Source organism: Deinococcus aquaticus, assembly GCF_028622095.1.
Lineage (GTDB): Bacteria > Deinococcota > Deinococci > Deinococcales > Deinococcaceae > Deinococcus > Deinococcus aquaticus.
The window spans coordinates 3,033,489-3,052,491 of the sequence record NZ_CP115165.1 but is presented as its reverse complement, the minus strand read 5'-3'; the positions used below and the strand labels follow the sequence as shown (position 1 = coordinate 3,052,491).

The window sequence follows — 19,003 nt, the reverse complement described above, 5'->3', positions numbered from 1 at the left end:
GGACGGGGAGGCCGGGTGCACTGGCCTCCCCGTGGTATGCTGGAGGGCAGATGATCCTGGAAATCGCGATGCTTCAGATCCGCCCCGGCCAGACCGCCGCGTTCGAGGCGGCCTTCGCGCAGGCGCAGCGCATCGTCGCGGGCATGGGCGGGCACGTCCGGCACGAGCTTCAGCGTTGCATGGAGGACAGTCACCGGTATGCGCTACTGATCTGGTGGGAGACGCTGGAGGACCACACGGTCGGCTTCCGGGGCAGCCCCGAGTACCAGGAGTGGCGTTCGCTGCTGCATCACTTCTACGATCCGTTCCCGACGGTCGAGCATTTTGTAGGGGTCGCTCTGTGACCCAGTCATCAGGGCCGACCACGACCCGGCCACTGCGCGTGCTGTTCGTGTGCGCCCAGAACAGGTTGCGCAGTCCCACGGCCGAGAGCATCTTCCGGGGCGTGGACGGCTGGGAGGTCGCGTCGGCCGGAACCAACCGGGACGCCGGGGTGCCAGTCAGCCGTGACCTGCTGGAGTGGGCAGACCTGGCGGTCTGCATGGAGAAACGCCACCGGGACATCCTGCGTCAGCGGTTCCGGGGGGCGCTGCCGGACGACCGGATCCTGACCCTGGGCATCCCGGACGACTTCGAATTCATGGACGAGGAACTGGTACGGCAGCTCCGCCGGCTGGTGCCGTGGCGTCTGGAGTCCGTCCGGCCCCGCCCGGCAGCCGGCAACTGAGGGAACAGGCCGTGCGGGCTGATTCAGGTGTCTTCATGCGGGCGGGTCGTTTGGTGCGGCCGGGCGTGGCAGCATGGGCACGTGAAGAATCCGCTTCTGAGGACTGCATTGATCACGGGTCTCGTGATCGCTGCTGTGAATATCGTGTTTGCCGCGCTGAATTATGGTCTGGACCGGCTGCCCTGGTGGTTCTACGTGGCGCAGTTGCTGCTGATCCCGGCCATGACGCTGCCCATGCGGTACTTTCCGCAGGCGAGCGTCACGCCGGAGTACGGGCGCCGCGCGGGACTGTTCGCGCTCGGGTGGGCGGTGCCGTATGCGGTGTACAAGTTCACGGGTGACGTGCTGAGCCCGGCGTTCAACCCGGCGGCTTCCCTGATCGGGTACGTGATAGCGGTCGCGCTCTTCTCGCTCATCTTCGCGGCGCTGCGCCGCCCACAGGCTGGCCGTTGAGAATCGCGGTCCTGTCAGACGTGCACGGGAACGCATTCGCGCTGCGGGCCGTGCTGGACGACATCCGCGCGGCCTCTCCGGACCTGATCCTGAACCTGGGGGATACGGTGTGGGGGGCCGCCGATCCCGGCGCGGCCTGGGCGTTGCAGGCGGAGTTCGCGCCGCCCAGCGTGCGCGGAAACACCGATGAGCGCGTGGCGGGCCTGCGGGACGGCAAGGAAGACATGCGGACCTGGGTACGCTCACAGGTACCGGACTCACTGCCTGCGCAGCTGGCGGCCCTGCCCGTGCGGCTGGACGTGGCCGGAGGCGAGGTGCGCGCGGCGCACGGCAGTCCCCGCAGCGCCTGGGAGGACCTGATGCTGACCGAGTCGCCCGCAGGCCGCACCCGCCCGGCGCGCTTCGCCGAGCTGCGGGAGCGCCTGGACGGCTTCACGGCGGATGGGGGAGGGCAGGTGTGCGTGGTGGGCCACACGCACCGCGAGATGCTGGCGGTCGTGGACGGCGTGACCGTCATGAATGTCGGCCCGGTCTCACGCCAGAAGGACGGGTTGCCGCTGGCGCGCTGGGCGCTCCTGACCCGCCGCGACGGGCAATGGACGCCCGAGTTTCGCCGCACGCAGTATGACGTGGCGGCCGCTGCCGCCTGGGCGCGGGCGCACGCCCCGCAGCGGGTGGGCGATCTGGAGGCTGCGTGGTTAACGGGTGGCCGGGAACCCTGAGCTGTCCCCGCCTTTCCTGGTTCCCGTCAGGGCGTCTGGACGGTCATGCGGCGGATGTTGAGCATGCCGGCCCCGGTGTCCAGCGTCAGGCTGTCCTGTGCGCGCGTGGCGGTCAGGGTGCGGCCGGACAGGGCTTTCAGGAACACCTGTTCCTGCGCGGCCACGGCGGGCGCACAGGCCATGCGGGTGGTAGCGAGGGCGCTGAACACCACGGTATTCCCCGTGATCTTGACGGTGCCATTGATGCGATTACAGCCGGCCGTGCCGGTCACGCGGTTGCCCATGAAGTTCAGGCGAGGCAGGTTGTTCTTGACGGGGACGCCGTCCGGCAGGGTCCAGCCGACGACTTTCCAGCTGCCTTCCAGATCGATGTTCAGGGAAACCTGTGCCTGGGCGGTAGGGAGGCCCAGCAGCAGCAGAGCCAGTGTGAACTTCTTCATAATCCCATTTGGGAGGTTCCAGGCGACAGTGATTGTAATTCGGGATTCATTTAACTGTGCGGGTGGGTAAGGCCAGCCAGATGAACCCGGTCCTCTCATACGGACTCCGATGGAATGGTTTGCAAAAACCGTTCCATCCGAGCGGACGCGAGCAGGAGCAGAGAGGATTCCGGGCGTGGAGTTAGCAACCCAGTGTTGTCCCGGGTTGTTAACGGAACAGACGGAATCCGTATCAGTCATTTACCCCTGACCAGAAGGAGTTCGGAAGCACCCGCCCAGGCAGGCAGCGCCCACGCAAGCAGAACCAGACTCCGGGCCGTGAAGGGAGTGAAGAAGGCGTCCCCACCATCTGGTGAGGACGCCTTCTTCACTTACTGCTTCAGGAAACCGGGGGTCGTGTTACCGCAGGTCAGCGACCGGCAGGAACGAATTCACGGTCCGCGAAGTCCTCGCGGGGACGTCCGCCACGGTCGTCACGGCTCCAGCGACCCTGGCCGCCGCCTCCGCCCTGACCACCACGGTTTCCGCCGCCCTGGCCCTGACCCTGGTACCCGCCACGGCTTCCGCCGCCACGGTAGCCACCCTCGTCACGGCCGCTACGGCCGCCGCCCTGGTAGCCGCCTTCACGGCGTTCACGGGTGGGCTGCTCGAACAGTTCCGGCAGTTCCTGCGCGATTTCCACGGTCACTTCACCTTCGAGCGGGCTGGCGGACATCAGTTTCTGCACCAGTTCGCTGGGAATGTCGGCCACGGCACCGCCGCGCCACTGACGGACCTTACCCAGGCGGCGGGTATCGATGTCGCCGTTGCGGGCCAGGAGGGCCACGGCACGCGCCACACTCATGCGCTCGGCGTGCAGGATGATGGTCGTCTGACCTTCCTCACCGCTCAGCAGGCTGGCGGCCTTCACGGGCTCGGTCACGCCGCTGATCTTGGCCAGCGCGCGGGCTAGGGCTTCGAGACCCAGTTCGCTGAACAGACGCTCGGCTTCCGCCTGGAAGGTCTGCGCGACGCCGCTGTCGACCTTGCGGACCATCTCGGCGCTCGTGCGGGCGCTGGCACCCTGCACTTCCTTGGGGGTGGGCAGCGGACGCTCGATGAAGCGCACGCCGGTCACGCGTTCCAGGCCCATCACTTCGCGCTGCTCGCGGTCGCCGTACATGATGATGGCGGTGCCGGTGCGGCCCGCGCGGCCCGTACGGCCGGAACGGTGCACGTAGCTTTCGGGGTCCTGCGGCAGGTGGTACTGGACCACCAGATCGACCTCGGGGATATCCAGGCCGCGGGCGGCCACGTCGGTGGCGACCAGCACGTTGGCGCGGCCGTTACGGAAGGCACCCAGGGCGCGTTCACGCTGGCTCTGCGCGAGGTCGCCGTGCAGCGCCTCGGACTCGATGCCGCGGTGGATCAGTTCGTTCGCCAGTTCGTCGGCTTCACGCTTGGTGCGCGTGAACACGATGGCTTTTTCCGGGTTGTAGATGGTGAGCAGGTCGGCCAGCACACGGGTGCGGGCGCGGCCCACGCGGATCTTCAGGTGCTCGACGGTCTGCGCGGCCTGACTCTTGCCCTCGCCGACCATGTCGATCACGATGGGGTTGTTCAGGTACTTCTTCGACAGGCGGTGAATGTCGTTGGTCAGCGTGGCGCTGAACAGCAGCGTCTGGCGGCCTTCGGGGGTGCGCTGAAGGATCGTCTCGATGGCGTCGGCGAAGCCCACGCTGAGCATCTCGTCGGCCTCGTCCAGCACCGCGAACTCAACGGCGGCCAAGTCGATGTTGCCGCGCTCGATATGGTCGATCAGGCGGCCGGGCGTGCCGACGATCACGTCGACGCCGCGGCGCAGCGCGTTCTCCTGCGGGGCGTAGGCGGCGCCACCGTACACGGTGACGGTCGTCAGGTTCTGGCCGCTCTTGCTGAACTCCTCGGCGACCTGCTTGGCCAGCTCGCGGGTCGGGGCGACCACGATGGCGCGGGGCAGACGGCCGCGTTCACGGCTGGCTTCCAGTTTGGTGATGATGGGCAGCGCGAAGGCCAGGGTCTTGCCGGTCCCGGTGCGGGCGCGGCCGATCATGTCGCGGCCCTGCAGGGTATGAGGCAGGCTCTCGGCCTGGATGGGGCTGGCTTCGGTGATACCGCGCTCGGCGAGACGCGCCGCGAGTTCGGGCGCAATCAGTTGGTCAAAGTTCATTTGTGGTCCTTTCGGGAAAGCACAGCCCCAGTGAACCAGCAAACGCCTTGAATCCCGGCATCACGCATGTCCTGAAAGTGGGGGCACTCTCCAGCCGCCCGGGTATCTCCCGCTGCGGCGCACGAATTGAAAGATTACATCAAGTCGGCCCAACATGCAAGGGGCATGCACACCAGAAGGCCCGGACGTGGGCCTGCTGCCTGTCCGTTCTGATCTGCGTCATGCAACGCTTCCGGGATTTAACTGCCCGGCAGTCTAGCGCACCCGGTTCCGGCCTGTGCCCACAACGGATACTCGTGCCCACAACGGATACTCGTGCCCACAACGGATGACGGCCCGGCAGGGGAGACAGGTCATACGGACTTTCGACCGAGTGGCGTGCAACACCAGTTCAATCCGGGCGGACTCGTAGAGCTGCTAAGCAGCGCGAGTGGGAGCCCAGCGGGTTCCGGGCGTGGAGTGAACAGCCCGGTGCCCTGTTCGGGTTGCCGACGAAACAGACGGAATCCGGATCAGTCGCCGCGTGGCGGAGCTTCCAGATCGTCCGGTATGCGGCCCCCCACGCCCACCCAGGCGCTCAGCATGTCGTCCGGTACCGGGGCGTGCAGGCGCAGCGCCCGGCCCGTGACCGGATGCGGAATGGTCAGGAACTGCGCGTGCAGCGCGTGCCGGGGCATGACTTCACTCTCGCGGCCGTACACGCTGTCGCCCAGGATCGGGCTGCCCAGGTGGGCCAGGTGCACCCGGATCTGGTGTGTGCGGCCCGTGCGCGGCTGGGCCCGCACCAGCGTCAGCGTGCGCCCGTGACCGTCCGGCAGGCTGTCCAGCGGCGTGAACAGCGTCTGCGCGTCACGGGGTTGCGCGCCCCCGACCGTCATGCGCTGCCGCTGCACCGGATGCCGGCCTACCGGGGCGTCCACCTCGGCGGGTTCCTGCGCCTTCCACTGCCCGGCTGCAATCGCCAGATACGTTTTGCGGGTCCGGCGGTCCTTGAAAGCCGCTGCCAGGGCCGCGTGCGCCGCGACCGTCTTGGCAACCACGATCACGCCACTGGTCTCCCGGTCCAGGCGGTGCACGATGCCGGGCCGGTACCCGTCCGGGCCGTCGTGACCGTCCTGCTGCGGCAGGCTCATGCGGCCCAGCAGGGCGTTCACCAGCGTACCGGTACTCACGCCCGGCGCGGGGTGCGTGATCATGCCCGCCGGTTTGCTCACCGCAATCAGGAACTCGTCCTCGAACAGCACGTCCAGCGGCACGTCCTCGGCCCGGACGGTCGCGTCGGGTGGGGGTGGCACGCTCACGCCGAGCACCTCACCGCCCCGCAACTTCAGCGCAGGCTTCAGCGCTACCTGCCCCGCCACCTGCACGAACCCACCCGTGATCCACCCGGCCACCTGTGAACGGCTCGCGCCGGTCAGGGCCGACAGCACGGCGTCCAGACGGCCCGGCGTGGCCGTCAGCAGGGGAGCCGTCAGGAGGCTGGAATCAGGGCGCGGCACGTCATTCACGGCGCGCAGTGTACCGCCCGCCAGACGGCCACACACCGGATTCTTCATGCGACCTTCACTGTCCCGCGCGCCCGTGATCCGATCCCCCAGGCCCCGCATATGGCTGTTCGAGCGAGGAAGAGGGTCAGGCGCACACCGCCCCCCGACGCCAGATCAGGAACCCACCCAGGAGGGAAGGACCAGGCAAGTGCACACCGCTCAAGGGAGGCTTCAATGCCGGAGGACACCCAGATCACATCTGCCGCCAACAGCACCTCACGCCGTCAGTTCATGGGATACGCCGCACTGTTCAGCGGAGGCATGGCCCTCGTATCGTGCGGAACGACCAGTGCCGCCCCCCCCAAGACTGCCGCTGACCTTCAGGACCTTGACATCCTGAACTACGCGCTGACACTGGAGTACCTGGAAGCCGAGTTCTACGCGGCCTTCGATATCGGCGGCGCTTACGCTTCCAGGCTGGTCAACCCCCGCGTGAAGGAGTACGCCAAGGAAATCTCGGCGCACGAAGCCTCGCACGTCAAGGCGCTCCAGAACACCATCATCAGCCTGGGTGGCAAGCCCGTCGCCAAACCCACCTTCGACTTCAGCCCCCTGATCGGCAGCGCCACCGTGAACGATCAGCTGTTCCTGCAGCTGGCCGCCACCTTTGAACCGGTCGGTGTGCGCGCCTACCTGGGTCAGGTGGCCCGCCTGAGCAACCCCGAACTGATCGCCGCCGCCGCCGCGATTCACGCCGTGGAAGCCAACCACGTCTCCGCCGTGCAGGAACTGCGCGTGCAGCTGGGCTTCAACACCACCCCGACGCGCCAGACGGACATTGCGCCGCAGAGCGCCGCGAAGCCCACCAGCACCTCCGCTGCTGACTTCGACGCGAACTTCTCCCCGACGCCCACCGCGTTCTGGAAACCCCTGACCATGGCGCAGGTCCTGGCCATCGTTAAACCCGTCATCAAGTAAGCGGCACTGCACGGAAAGGAGACCACACCATGACCACACCCAACCGCCGTTCCTTCCTGAAATTCGCCGGTGTCAGCGCCGGAGCCATGACCCTGGGCGGCCTGAACCTCTCCGCCCTGGCCGCGACCAGCGTCGGTACCAAGAGCGCCGCGCAGGACCTCACGATCCTGAACTACGCCCTGACCCTCGAATACCTGGAAGCCGAGTTCTACAACGCCTTCGCCGGTAGTGGCGCCTACGCCAGCAAGCTGGTGAACCCCCGCGTCCGCGAGTACGCCGCTGAACTGGCCCTGCACGAGAACGCCCATGTGACGGCCCTTCAGGACACCATCAAGTCGCTGGGCGGCACGCCCGTCGCCAAGCCCAACATTGACTTCAGCCCCCTGCTGAAGAACAGTGACGGCAGCGCCAAGACCGTGAACGACGAGCTGTTCCTGGCCCTGGCGAACACCTTCGAACCCATCGGCGTGCGCGCCTACCTGGGTCAGGCGGACAAGGTCATGAACGGTGACGTTCTGACCGCCGCCGCCAGCATCCTGGCCGTTGAGGCGAACCACGCCAGCGGCATTCAGGAACTGCGCACCCAGCTGGGATTCAACAAGAAACCCACCCGCCAGACCAGCATCGCCCCGCAGAGCGACGCCAAGCCCACCAGCACCAACGTCGCGGACTTCGACGGTGACTTCTCGCCCACGCCCACCGACTTCTGGTCGCCGCTGAGCATGGACGAGGTGCTGGCCATCGTCAAACCGCTCATCAAGAGCTGAAGCTGGCCTGCGCCCGGCACACGCCGGGCCGGTCCCGCACCATCCGGGGGGATGAGGAAGTCGCTGGTTGCGGCTCCTGTCCCCTCGCCCATTCCCACCCACCCCAATCAAGGAGACTGTCATGCCCAACATCGGTGCCCCAGAACTGCTCGTGATCCTGCTCGTCGCCCTGGTCGTCTTCGGCCCCCGCAAACTGCCTGAACTGGGTAAAAGCCTGGGCAATGGCCTGCGCGAATTCCGCAAGAGCACCCAGGGACTCAAGGACAGCATGAGCCTCGACGAACCCGCCGCCCAGACGGCCGCTCCCGCTCCGGTCGCTGCCACGGTCGCCGTCAGCCCCAGTGCTGTCAGCCCTAGCGCCGTCACGCCCGCCGCCGTGACCCCGACCCCCGTGGTGCTGAACAAGGTTCAGGCCTGAGCCCCGGCCACGCGCCACAGGGCGCGACCGGCGCAGCAGGGCAACCGCCTTCCTGTTGACCCATGAGAATGAATGACTGAGTATTAAGGGAATGATCCCGCCTTCGTCCACGCCGGCCCGGGTACCCTGCTAGGCTGACCCGTGAACTCATGAGCCTTCCTTCCCTCCACCCCGACCTGCCCGACGAGGCCCTGCTTCAGGCAATGGCATCCGGCCACCAGGACGCCCTGCAGGAGTTACACCGCCGGTACTCCCGGCTCCTGTACTCCCTCGGGCACCGCATGCTCCGGCAGACGGACGATGTGGAAAGTTGCGTGCAGGACGCGTTCATGAACGCCTGGAAGCACTCGGCCCGTTTCGATCCGGCCCGCGCCAGCGCCAAGACCTGGCTGGTCAGCATCGCCCACCACCGCTTCCTGCAGGAACTGCGCGACCGCCCTGATACCGCCCTGGAAATCGAGGACTGGGACGCTCCCACCACCAGCGCCGATCCGGCTGACCGTATCATGGCCGAGCGCGCCGTCGAGGGACTCGACCCGCAGCAGCGTGAACTGGTGCAACTGGCCTACTACCGCGGGTACTCGCACAGCGAACTGGCCATCATCACCGGCCTGCCCGTCGGTACAGTAAAATCCCGGCTGCGGACCGCCATCGACCGCATGAGAACCCACCTGGGAACCGGAAATGCCCGCTAGGCGGACCCCGCGCTGCCCACACCCGCTTCCACCTCACTCCCACTCAGCCCCGCTGACCCCAGAAAGGCAGGTGAAGACACGTGACAATCAACAGAGATGACCTGCTGGCGCTGGCGCTTGGACTGCTAAGCCCGGAAGAGGAGGCGCGTGTCCAGGCCGCCCTGGCCGCCGACCCGGCCCTGATGGCCGACTACCGCGCGGACCTGGACGCCCTGCACCGCCTGCCCGACGACCTGCCACCCGCCGAGGTACCCGCCGGGGCTGAGGACCGCCTGATGGCCCGCCTGAACAGCGAAACCTGCAGCGCGCCCGTCGCTGCGCCTCACTCCGTGCCACTGTTCCCGGCTGAACCGGCCACGAAGCCCGCTGCCGTCAGTGACCGGCGCTCTCCGTGGCTGAACTGGCGCGGCGGCCTTCTGGCGCTCGTGGCTGCCGTGGCGGCCGGTGTGCTGCTGATACGCCCGCCGCAATCCACGGACGCCCTCAGCGAATTCGCCCGCGCCCCCGGCTCGGTCACGCAGGAACTCGCCACGGCCGGGCAGCCGCTGGGTCAACTGATCCGCCTGCCGGACGGCCGCGCGTACCTGCACCTGACCGCCGCCGCGCCCGCAAAGAGCGTGTATCAGCTGTGGCGCATCGAGAACGAGACGCCCGTCCCGGCCGGCGTGTTCGACGGACAGGGCATCGTGATCCCCGCCCTGAAGGACGGGCAGACCATCGCGGTCAGCGTGGAACCTCCGGGCGGCAGCCGGCAGCCGACCACGCAACCTATTTTGGTGCAGTCTCTGTAACGCGGGCACCGAGCAGAGCAGCAGAAGGCGGGCCGGGAGCATGTTCTCCCCGCCCGCCTTCCCTTGTGCCCTTCATACCTATTCCGTTTGTTTCGTTAACGACCCGGAAACGCACCGGGTTGCCAACTCCACGCCCGGAACCTGTTCTTTTCATGCTCGATCCGCTCGGGTTAAACGGTTTTGACAAACCATTCAAACGGAACCCATATCAGTGCAGCCAGTCCTCCCCGATGTCCTCGACGGCCCGGCCGTTCAGGTCATCCACCTCGTCCAGGCGGGTGGCCCAGGCGGGGAAGGGGTAGTTGACCAGCACGGGGTTCGGCACGTCCGGCTGGCTGACCAGCATGGTGCCGGGTTGCAGGATGCCGGCGCGCGCGCGGAAGCTCTGCGGCAGGAAACGGTACTCGGGCCGCTCGGCTTCCGCGAGATCCAGGCGGCCCACCACGCGGATCGCGGCGTTCGATACGATGCGCCGCTCGACCTCGCTGGCCGTCTGCTGCGCCCCGATCAGGATGATGCCAAGGCTGCGGCCACGCTCGGCGATGTCCAGCAGCACGTCCTTGATGGGACTGTCGCCGTCGCGCGGCGCGTACTTGTTCAGCTCGTCCAGCACCACGAACACCGTGTCCTGCCGTCCCACGCGTTCCTTGTGCTCGAACAGGTCGCGCAGCAGCACGCCCACGATGAACATCTGCGCCGTGGCGGACAGCGTGTGGATGTCCACCACGGTCGTCTGCACGCCGGGCTTCAGGGGGTCCGGGCGGAAGCGGGCGGCCTGCTCGGCGCTCACGTCGCCGCGCACCAGCGGCGTCAGGTGCTTCTGCACGCCCCGCAGGCGGCGGATGAAGGCCTGGAGGGTGGCCGGGGACTGCTTGCCCACCCATTTGCGGTCGCCCTCGCCGTCGTTCGCGTCGAGCAGTTTGTACTCCAGGTACGCGACCAGCTGCGCGAAGGTGCTGATGCGCACGCTGCCCATCTCGTCGAAGCGCACGTCCTCGTCCAGCACCTGCTCGGTGTCGGGTTGCCAGTCGTCCACGGTCAGGTAGGGCGTGTCGGCGCCCTGCGCCATGCGGTACAGGCGCTCCTCGATACTGCCGATCACGAAGCCCAGGTTCACGCTGGCGTCCCGGTCCACGAACACGTACGGCAGCATGCGGCGCGCGCAGAACTCCCGCAGCGAGTACAGGAACGGCGTGACGCCCTCGCCGCGTTGTTCGACGTGCGGCACGATGGCGGCGCCCGCACTGCCCGGCCGGGGCGGCGCGAGGAACTGCACGTCCCGGAACGCCTCGACCGGCAGGCCCATCAGGGCGTAGCGGTGGTCCGGCAGGCCCTTCTGCGCCCGCGCCTGCGCCTCACGCGACTCGACCTCCCGGTTGCGCTTGTCCAGGAACAGCAGGTCCTCGCCCTTCACGTTGAAGATCAGTGCCCGCCCGGCCGACGCCCCCGTGCCCATCACGCCACTGCGGAAGATGGAATGCAGCAGGAACAGCGCGTAACTGGTCTTGGTCGCCACGCCCGAGATCCCGCTGATGTTGATGTGCCCGCCGTTCTCGCCGTTCACGAACCGGTAGTTGATGGGCAGCACCTGCCCGTCGGCCAGCAGCCCGCCGGGGAAGGCCTTCTCGCCCATCTTGTCGGCGCTCAGGGCCATGCGCAGATCGTCGCCCCGCGCGTGCCGCACCCCGTCGCCCGGCTGCGGCGGAATGAAATTCTCGGGGTTCACGCGCGTCACCAGCACCCGCGCCGCGTAACTCACGCTGGCCGGCAGCAGGCCCGCCGCCACGTCCTGCACGTCACTGTCGAAGGTCACCCCCTCATGCCGGGTGCGCACATGATCCACGATCCCGTAGAAGTTCACGAACGACCCGTCCGGTTTGCGCGTCTGCACGGCCACCAGATCATCGAGTTGCACACTCGCGCCGGGCAGCACCGCGAACCAGAAACTCACGGGCGTCACGTCCTGCGTGCCCAGCACCATGCCCACCTGCGTGCCCGTCACGTCAGGGCCGCCGAACTTCAGGTTCGTCACGCGACCCCCTGCAGGCCCGCGATGTGCGCCCGGATGCGCCGCGTCACGAGGTCCGCGCTGCCCATGCTGCGGCCCATCGCCTGCTCCAGCGCCGCCGTGGGAATCAGGTTCTGCGGCGCACGCGGATCCTTGTGCGCGTGACTGCCCAGCCGCATCAGGAGCGTGCCGCTGAGGTTCGCGACTTCGCGCACGGTGGGCGGGAGGAAGTCCGGTTCGGGCGGCGCGTACATTTCCAGGCGCATGACGCCGCTCATGGGGTGCTGGTAGAAGGCGGCGCCGGATAGCCGCACGTACCACGTAAAGCGCGTGCTGCGGCCCGTCTCGGATTTCATGTGCAGGATGGGGGTGCGCTCGCCGGGTTTCAGGTCGCTCAGCAGGCCTACCCGGTCGGCGCTCAGGTACTGGGTCTGCATGGTCTTTACATACCCCACAACGGCGCCGCCTAGCGTGGCCCCGCCGCGCCGCAGCGTGCCGTCCTGCAACGTCAGGGAGGTGAGGGCCTCGCGGTCGTCGGTTTCCTCAAACGGCACCAGCGAGGCGTACCCGTGCGAGAGGGTCTGCTCGGCGTCGAGCATCAGCGCCTGCAGGCGGTGCAGTGGCGCCATCGGGTCGGCGCTGTCGGTCGGGACCGGGTTGTACAGCAGCGTGCCGGTATGCGGGTTGCGCGGCGAGAGGCTGGTCGCGTCGAGTTTCAGGGTCGGGGCGTGCGCCAGAACGCGCGTGGCCCGCACGTCCAGCAATTCGGCGGCGCGCGAACCGTGCGGGCACAGGCTGACCGCGCCTACCACGTACGCCCCGAAACCGCCCGTGCCGACGTTCCCGTGATCATCTTCCACGAACACGCGGCCTTCCATGCGGCGTTTCCCGTCCACGACCTGCACGGTACTCAGCTGGCGGGGGATGGGGCGGGCGGGTATGGCAGCCCAGCGCGGCGTTTCTATGTCGATCAGGGTGCCGTCAAAGGGTTCCAGGGTCAGTTGCCCGCCCTCGATGTCCACGGGCCAGGGGTCCAGGCGAATACGCATGCCCGCAATTCTACGCGCTGGACAGAATGTTTGGCTGTTGCTCTGGTGCGCCGTGGCTCCGGTGACACGAAAACGCCGCCGGTCCTCACTTGGACGGGCGGCGCTGGTGGGGTGGTGCGGTCTTCAGCCGTGGTAGCCGCTCAGGAGGCGCAGGCCGTCCTCGTCGGTCAGGGTCAGGCAGCGGTAGGCGGGGCTCAGCAGGCCGTCGTCGCGCATCTCGCCGATCAGTTTGCTGACGCTCTCGCGGGTGGCGCCGGTGCCCTCGGCGATCAGTTCGTGCGTGGCCCGCACGAAGCGGGTGCCGTCGCTGTGCGCGCCGCCCAGGGTGCTGTCCGCGAGGTTCAGCAGGTAGCGGGCGATGCGTTCGCGCAGGTCGCCGTCCTGAATGTGCACGCCGTCGGTCATCATGCGTTGCAGTTGGGCGCTGAGGCTGCGGGTCAGGTCCCACAGTTCGGCGGCACTCAGGTGCTGCGGGTGGATGGGCACCAGGACCGTGTCGGTGAGGGCGACGACCTGATGGCCGCGCGTCTGGCCGTGCAGGCATTCCTCGCCGAAGATGTCGCCAGGGCGGATGTGGCGCACGGTGAGGTTGCGGCCCTGGGGGGTGAGGCGCACGGCGCGCATCAGGCCGCTTTCGAGGCGGTAGAGGCTGGGGGCGCTGTCTCCGGCGTAGTACAGGGTCTGGCCGCGGCGCACCGTGCGGTTCAGGTCGTGGGTCTGGGGCAGGGTGGTGGGGGCGAGGTAGGTCATGGTGACTCCTGTCTGGTGCGGCGGGGCGCTGGAAGGATGCGGTGCGTCGGGTTGCGGCCTTACTCTTGAGGAATGAAGTGTACAACCCTTGTACAACCCTGAAACGTTCACGGCTTACAGTGTGAAAAGTAAATCAATGGGTTCTGGAAAATCCAGAAAAATATCGTGCCAGTCTGTGGAAAGCGGTTCAGGGAAACCTCACCGGAGACCGGTTGTCGGGGCGTGTACCCCCCACCCCCACCGGGCCTGTGCGCGGCCGGATCGCCCCCGATCCCCCCACCCGCCCAGGCGCCTGAACAACCTTCTTCAGGGATGTACAGGGCTGTACAACCCTCCTCACAGTCCTCTCCCCGTCGCGCCGGAGTTGCAACCGCAGGCCGTCCTGGCCCTACCCCATGACCTCCAGGCCGTCCAGCACCACGCTCGCGTGCGCCTCAACCGTCAGTGCGTGATCATGGTTGTACCCGCCCGCCATCATGGTCACCACCGGCACACCCGCCCTGCGCGACCAGCGCAGCACCGCGCGGTTACGTTCCCGCACGCCGTCCAGCGTCAGCGCGAACCGCCCGAAGCGGTCCCCGGCCAGCACGTCCGCCCCCGCCAGGTACAGCAGCAGGTCCGGCCGGAACGCCTCCAGCGGCGGCAGCACCCGCTCCCGCACCACCGACAGGTACTCGTGGTCAGTCACGCCGTCCCCCAGTCCTATATCCAGCGAACTGACCTCCTTACGAAACGGGTAGTTACGCTCGCCATGCACGCTCAGCGTGAACGCCCGCGCCTCGGTGCCCAGCAGCGCCGCCGTGCCGTTTCCCTGGTGCACGTCCAGATCCACGACCGCCACGCGCCGGGCCAGCCCCTCATCCAGTGCCACACGGGTCAGGATCGCCGCGTCGTTCACCAGGCAGAAGCCCTCGGCGCGGTCCCGGAAGGCGTGGTGCGTGCCACCCGCCAGATTCGCTCCCCAGCCCACCTGTAGCGCGTCGTGCAGCGCCGCCAGGGACCCCCCAGCCGCGCGGCGGGCCCGCTCGACCACGCCCGGCGACCACGGCAGCCCGAAGGCGCGTTCCTCGTGCCGGTCCACCTCGCCTCGCCGCCAGCGCCTCAGCCAGTGCGGGTCATGCACGCGCGCCGCGTCCGCCCAGCGCAGAGCCGGGGTGTCCAGCACCGGCAGCAGCGGGGACAGGCGCCGCCGGACCCCCTCGTACTTGTAGTACGGAAAGCGGTGCCCGTCCGGCAGCGGAAACCCGTAATCCGCCGGAGAGTACGCCCGGAACGCGTGCCGGAACCCCGACTCCGGCAGGACAGGCTCAGCGGCGTCAGTCACGGCAGCGTCAGTCACGCCCGGCAGTCTGCCGCAGCCCGCCCCGCCGGACGGCAAGCGAAGCCACAGCCCAGGCCCCCGGTATTCAGTCCTGCCCGCGCAGGCCGCGCAGCACCCGGAAGCCCAGCGCGTCCACCACGGCCAGCGTCACCAGCGATCCCAGCCCGGCCAGCCACTCACCGCGCCCGAGTTGCAGGATCACGCTCATCAGGCCGCCCAGGTTGATGCTGAGCAGCATCAGCACGACCATACCGATCAGCACGCCCGGCTCTTACGTCCGTCCCGGACCTCTTCTGTCCCTTTCATACCTGCACGGTTCACCCCGGCAGTCTAGGCCGCCCATGCAGGCTGGACACCGCGCGGCGGACGGGTGCGCGGGCGTGTTAGCGTCGGGGGCGTGATTGACCGTTACCTGACCCCGGAAATGAAGGCCCTGTGGAGCGAGGCCAGCAAGTACCGCGCGTGGCTGCGCGTGGAACTGGCCGCCATGCACGCCCAGGCGAACCACGGTGAGGTGCCCGCCGAGGCGCACGCCGCCCTGACCGCCAGAAGCGAGGCCGATCCGCTGGACGAGGCCTTCGCGCACAAGGTCGCCGAGATCGAGGCCGTCACCCGCCACGACATTGTCGCCTTCACGCGCGCCCTGACCGAACGTTACGGGGAGGAAGCCCGCTTCGTGCACCACGGCCTGACCAGCACCGACGTGGTCGACACCGCCCAGAACCTGCTGCTGGACGAGGCGCTGGGCATCATCATCACGGACGCCGAGGCGCTGCGCGAGGTGTGCCGCACTCAGGCCGTGGCGTTCAAGCACACGCCCACCGTGGGCCGCACGCACGGTATTCACGCCGAACCCATGACCTTCGGCCTGAAATTCCTGAACTGGATGGCCACCCTGGACCGCGACCTCGAACGCCTGCACGCCGCCCGCAAACGCGTGCAGGTCGTCATGCTGTCCGGCAGCGTGGGCACGTACGCGCACGTCTCCCCGAAAGTCGAGGAGGAAGTCGCCGCCGCGTGGGGCTGGCAGGCCGCGCCCGTCACCAACCAGACCCTCGCCCGCGACCGTCACGCTGAGGTGCTCTCGGCCCTGGCGATCTTCGGCACGACCCTGGAACGCATCAGCGTGGAGATCCGGCACCTGCAACGCAGTGAAGTCCGCGAGGCCATGGAACCCTTCGGGAAGGGCCAGACCGGCAGCTCCTCCATGCCGCACAAGAAGAACCCCATCCTGACCGAGAACGTCACGGGCTTCGCGCGGCTGCTGCGCGGCTTCCTGACCACCGGCTTGGAGAACGTGGTCCTGTGGCACGAGCGTGACATCAGCCACTCCAGCGCCGAACGCGTCATCCTGCCCGACGCCACCAGTGCCGCCAGTTACGCCGCGCGCCGCCTGACCGGCGTGCTGCGCGACCTGGTGGTGTTCCCGGACCGCATGCTGAAGAACCTGAACGACCTGGGCGGACTGGTGTTCAGCCAGCGCGTCCTGCACGCCCTGATCGACGAGAAAGGCATGATGCGCGAGGCCGCCTACACCCTGGTGCAGCGCAACGCCCTGACCAGCTGGGAGACCGGCGAGGGCCTGCGCGACCTGCTCAGAGCCGACCCGGAAAACCCTCTGAGCGACGCGGACCTGGACGCCGCCTTCGACCTGGCGTGGTACCTGCGGCACGTGGACGACATCTACGCCCGCTTCGGGCTGTAACCCCGGCGTTGTAACTGCGCGCCCGTTTTCATCCGGGCGCGTTCCCATTCCGGCGCGGCGCATCCCGTATCCTGCTGGCATGGGTTTCATTCTTCGGTTGCTGGTGAACGCACTGGCCCTGTACCTGCTGGCCCGCGTGTATGCAGGCGTGAGTTTCGAGCCGGGCGCGGACCTCGTGAGCGTCCTGATCGCGGCGGTGGTCATGGGCATCGTGAACGCCCTGATCCGCCCGGTGCTGCTGCTGCTGTCGCTGCCCGTGAACGTCCTGACGCTGGGCCTGTTCACGCTGGTCGTGAACGGCGTGGTGCTGTATCTCGTGGCGGCCGCCACCGCCCTGAACGTCGCGGGCTTCGGCGCGGCGGTCATCGGGGCCATCATCCTGGCCGTGATCTCCTGGGTGCTGGACGCCGTGGTGGGCGCCCTGAAGCTGGACGGTGGACGGAATTAACGCCGTGACCTTCCCGCCCGAACCGGAGGTCGGTCAGCATCTGCCGGCCCTGATCACGGACCCAGCCGACCTGCGCGCCGCTCTGCGCGGGCAGACGGTGGCGTTCGTGCCCACCATGGGCGCGCTGCACGAGGGGCACGCCGCCCTGATCCGCGCGGCGCGGGCGGCCGTGCCCGGCGGGCGCGTGGTCGTCAGCGTGTTCGTGAACCCCCTGCAATTCGGGCCGAACGAGGATCTGAGCCGCTACCCCCGCGATCTGGACGGCGACCGGCGCGTGGCGGGCGAGGCGGGCGCGGACCTGCTGTTCCACCCGGACGTGCCCACCATGTACCCCGACGGCTTCAGCACCAGCGTGAGCGTGTCCGGCGTCAGCGAACCGCTCGACGGGGCGGCGCGGCCCGGTCACTTCACGGGCGTGGCGACCGTCGTCCTGAAACTGCTCAACCTCGTGCGCCCGGACGCCGCGTTCTTCGGCGAGAAAGACTGGCAGCAACTCGCCGTTGTGCGCCGCATGGTCCGCGACCTGAACCTGAACGTGGACGTGCGCGGCGTGCCCACCGTCCGCGAGGACAGCGGACTGGCCCTGAGCAGCCGCAACGCCTACCTGAACGTCGATCAGCGAGCCCAGGCCACCGTGCTGTCGCGGGCGTTGCGGGCCGTGCAGGCCTCGTACGCGGGCGGGGAACGCCGCAGCGCCGCGTTGCGGCAGGCCGGACTGGACGTCCTGAACGCTGGCCCGGACCTGACCCTGGATTACCTGAGTGTCGTGGGCAGTGACATGCATGAAAGGGAAATCATGGACAATGACTCCATGAACCGTGTCCTCGTGGCCGCCCGCATGTTCGGGGTCCGGCTGATCGACAACATGCCCCTCGCCCCCCAGCCCACGGTGAACCAGTCCACGGTGAGCCCGGCGTGACCCTCGACGAGCTGCTGCGCGAGATGGTCACCCGCCGCGCCTCGGACGTGCACCTCCAGGCCGGCAGCCCCCCCATGGGCCGCATCGACGGGCAGCTCGTTCCGTTCGGCACGCAGCCGCTGATGCCGCCCGACACGCAGATGCTCGCGCAGGCCCTGATGACCGCCGACCAGTGGGACGACTTCACGTACCGCAACGAACTGGACCTCGCGTACAGCGTCTCGGGCCTGGGCCGCTTCCGCTGCAACGTGTTCCGGCAGCGCGGCGCGGTCGGCATGGTCATGCGCATCGTCTCGGACGCCATTCCCGGTTTCGACGCGCTGGGTCTGCCCACCGACGTGCTGCGCCACCTGGCCGACGCGCCGCGCGGCCTGATCCTCGTGACCGGCCCCACCGGGAGCGGCAAGACCACCACCCTGGCCAGCCTGATCGACCACGTGAACCGCTCGTTCGCGTACAACATCATCACGGTCGAGGACCCCATCGAGATCCTGCACAAGAACAAGAAGAGCATCGTCGTGCAGCGCGAGATCGGCAGCGACACCCGCGACTTCCGCACCGCCCTGAAGTACGCCATGCGCCAGGACCCGGACGTGATCATGATCGGCGAGATGCGCGACAAGGAAACCGTGGAGGCCGCCCTGAGCGCCGCGCAGACCGGCCACCTGGTCCTGAGCACGCTGCACACCCAGGACGCCGTGCGCAGCGTGAACCGCATCATTGATTTCTTCCCGCCCTACGAGCGCGATCAGGTGCGCCTGCAACTCGCCGAGTCGCTGGTGGGCATCATCAGCCAGCGCCTGCTGCGCCGCGCGGACGGCGTGGGCCGCGTGCTGGGCCTGGAAATCATGATGAACACCCCCCTGATCCAGGAGTACGTGAAAGACGAGGACAAGACCCACCTGATCAAGGACGCCCTGATCGAGGACAACATCCGCGGCATGCACACCTTCGACCAGCACCTCGCGCAGCTGTACCGCAACACCCTGATCACCATGGACGAGGCCCTGGCCGCCGCGACCAGCCCGCACGAACTGAAACTGATGCTGACCCGCAGCGGCGTCGCGTACTGACCTGACCGGTCTTCCGGAACCGTTGTCCCTGACCCGCTCCCACCCGTTCGTCCGGTCATCCGCG

General features: G+C 68.1%; 21 protein-coding genes. 13 read left to right on the top strand and 8 right to left on the bottom strand.

Translation table 11 applies throughout. The features are described from left to right. The first annotated feature begins 50 nt into the window (after window positions 1-50). The 4 genes from M8445_RS14730 (at window position 51) to M8445_RS14715 (ending at window position 1,902) form a co-directional block, all read left to right on the top strand. The gene (locus tag M8445_RS14730; protein ID WP_273988711.1) at window positions 51-344 is read left to right on the top strand and encodes an antibiotic biosynthesis monooxygenase family protein; all 294 of its coding nucleotides are present in this window, start codon (window positions 51-53) and stop codon (window positions 342-344) included. Next, a complete protein-coding gene (locus tag M8445_RS14725; protein WP_273988709.1) occupies window positions 341-727 on the top strand; it encodes a low molecular weight protein tyrosine phosphatase family protein in 387 nt (128 codons plus the stop codon). Before M8445_RS14730 ends, M8445_RS14725 begins: the two co-directional genes overlap by 4 nt. A gap of 81 nt (window positions 728-808) precedes the next feature. Continuing rightward, entirely contained in the window at window positions 809-1,180 is a 372-nt protein-coding gene (locus tag M8445_RS14720) for a hypothetical protein (RefSeq protein ID WP_273988708.1), read from the top strand. After that, the gene (locus M8445_RS14715; protein WP_273988706.1) at window positions 1,177-1,902 is read left to right on the top strand and encodes a metallophosphoesterase family protein; all 726 of its coding nucleotides are present in this window, start codon (window positions 1,177-1,179) and stop codon (window positions 1,900-1,902) included. Before M8445_RS14720 ends, M8445_RS14715 begins: the two co-directional genes overlap by 4 nt. A gap of 26 nt (window positions 1,903-1,928) precedes the next feature. On the opposite strand, the gene M8445_RS14710 is transcribed toward M8445_RS14715, so the two are convergent. From M8445_RS14710 to M8445_RS14700, 3 genes are all read right to left on the bottom strand, one after another. Then, the gene (locus M8445_RS14710; RefSeq protein WP_273988704.1) at window positions 1,929-2,342 is read right to left on the bottom strand and encodes an META domain-containing protein; all 414 of its coding nucleotides are present in this window, start codon (window positions 2,340-2,342) and stop codon (window positions 1,929-1,931) included. A 409-nt stretch (window positions 2,343-2,751) separates the two neighbouring features. Further along, a complete protein-coding gene (locus M8445_RS14705; RefSeq protein WP_273988703.1) occupies window positions 2,752-4,530 on the bottom strand; it encodes a DEAD/DEAH box helicase in 1,779 nt (592 codons plus the stop codon). A gap of 512 nt (window positions 4,531-5,042) precedes the next feature. Next, a complete protein-coding gene (locus M8445_RS14700; protein ID WP_273988700.1) occupies window positions 5,043-6,038 on the bottom strand; it encodes an RluA family pseudouridine synthase in 996 nt (331 codons plus the stop codon). A 300-nt stretch (window positions 6,039-6,338) separates the two neighbouring features. On the opposite strand from M8445_RS14700, the gene M8445_RS14695 reads away from it, so the two are divergent. From M8445_RS14695 to M8445_RS14675, 5 genes are all read left to right on the top strand, one after another. Continuing rightward, the gene (locus tag M8445_RS14695; RefSeq protein WP_273988699.1) at window positions 6,339-6,995 is read left to right on the top strand and encodes a ferritin-like domain-containing protein; all 657 of its coding nucleotides are present in this window, start codon (window positions 6,339-6,341) and stop codon (window positions 6,993-6,995) included. A 29-nt stretch (window positions 6,996-7,024) separates the two neighbouring features. Then, window positions 7,025-7,762, top strand: coding sequence for a ferritin-like domain-containing protein (locus M8445_RS14690; protein WP_273988697.1), 738 nt, complete (start codon window positions 7,025-7,027; stop codon window positions 7,760-7,762). A 121-nt stretch (window positions 7,763-7,883) separates the two neighbouring features. Next, entirely contained in the window at window positions 7,884-8,180 is a 297-nt protein-coding gene (tatA, locus tag M8445_RS14685; protein ID WP_273988696.1) for a twin-arginine translocase TatA/TatE family subunit, read from the top strand. Between the two features lie 149 nt (window positions 8,181-8,329). Next, window positions 8,330-8,875, top strand: a complete 546-nt coding sequence (locus tag M8445_RS14680; RefSeq protein WP_273988695.1) for an RNA polymerase sigma factor — start codon at window positions 8,330-8,332, stop codon at window positions 8,873-8,875. Window positions 8,876-8,955: 80 nt separating this feature from the next. Continuing rightward, the gene (locus tag M8445_RS14675) at window positions 8,956-9,666 is read left to right on the top strand and encodes an anti-sigma factor (RefSeq protein ID WP_273988694.1); all 711 of its coding nucleotides are present in this window, start codon (window positions 8,956-8,958) and stop codon (window positions 9,664-9,666) included. Window positions 9,667-9,874: 208 nt separating this feature from the next. Here the strand turns inward: M8445_RS14675 and M8445_RS14670 are convergent, their stop codons facing one another. The 5 genes from M8445_RS14670 to M8445_RS14650 form a co-directional block, all read right to left on the bottom strand. Then, on the bottom strand, window positions 9,875-11,647 hold the full coding sequence (locus M8445_RS14670; RefSeq protein WP_273990932.1) for an ATP-binding protein: 1,773 nt from the start codon (window positions 11,645-11,647) through the stop codon (window positions 9,875-9,877). 47 nt (window positions 11,648-11,694) lie between these two features. Continuing rightward, window positions 11,695-12,723: a DNA double-strand break repair nuclease NurA gene (locus M8445_RS14665; protein ID WP_273988692.1), complete on the bottom strand. Its 1,029-nt coding sequence runs from the start codon at window positions 12,721-12,723 to the stop codon at window positions 11,695-11,697. Window positions 12,724-12,846: 123 nt separating this feature from the next. Continuing rightward, entirely contained in the window at window positions 12,847-13,473 is a 627-nt protein-coding gene (locus tag M8445_RS14660) for a Crp/Fnr family transcriptional regulator (protein WP_189065571.1), read from the bottom strand. A 388-nt stretch (window positions 13,474-13,861) separates the two neighbouring features. After that, window positions 13,862-14,812 carry a histone deacetylase family protein gene (locus tag M8445_RS14655; protein ID WP_273988690.1) on the bottom strand — a complete coding sequence of 317 codons (951 nt, stop codon included), beginning with the start codon at window positions 14,810-14,812 and terminating at the stop codon, window positions 13,862-13,864. A gap of 67 nt (window positions 14,813-14,879) precedes the next feature. Next, the gene (locus M8445_RS14650) at window positions 14,880-15,056 is read right to left on the bottom strand and encodes a hypothetical protein (protein ID WP_273988689.1); all 177 of its coding nucleotides are present in this window, start codon (window positions 15,054-15,056) and stop codon (window positions 14,880-14,882) included. Between the two features lie 135 nt (window positions 15,057-15,191). Between M8445_RS14650 and purB the strand changes: the two genes are divergently transcribed. The 4 genes from purB to M8445_RS14630 all read left to right on the top strand — a co-directional run bounded on the left by purB (window position 15,192) and on the right by M8445_RS14630 (window position 18,939). Continuing rightward, on the top strand, window positions 15,192-16,499 hold the full coding sequence (purB, locus tag M8445_RS14645; protein ID WP_273988688.1) for an adenylosuccinate lyase: 1,308 nt from the start codon (window positions 15,192-15,194) through the stop codon (window positions 16,497-16,499). Window positions 16,500-16,578: 79 nt separating this feature from the next. Next, a complete protein-coding gene (locus tag M8445_RS14640) occupies window positions 16,579-16,947 on the top strand; it encodes a phage holin family protein (protein ID WP_273988687.1) in 369 nt (122 codons plus the stop codon). 115 nt (window positions 16,948-17,062) lie between these two features. Continuing rightward, entirely contained in the window at window positions 17,063-17,866 is an 804-nt protein-coding gene (panC, locus tag M8445_RS14635) for a pantoate--beta-alanine ligase (RefSeq protein WP_380091550.1), read from the top strand. Then, entirely contained in the window at window positions 17,863-18,939 is a 1,077-nt protein-coding gene (locus M8445_RS14630) for a type IV pilus twitching motility protein PilT (RefSeq protein WP_273988686.1), read from the top strand. Before panC ends, M8445_RS14630 begins: the two co-directional genes overlap by 4 nt. Window positions 18,940-19,003 lie beyond the last annotated feature (64 nt).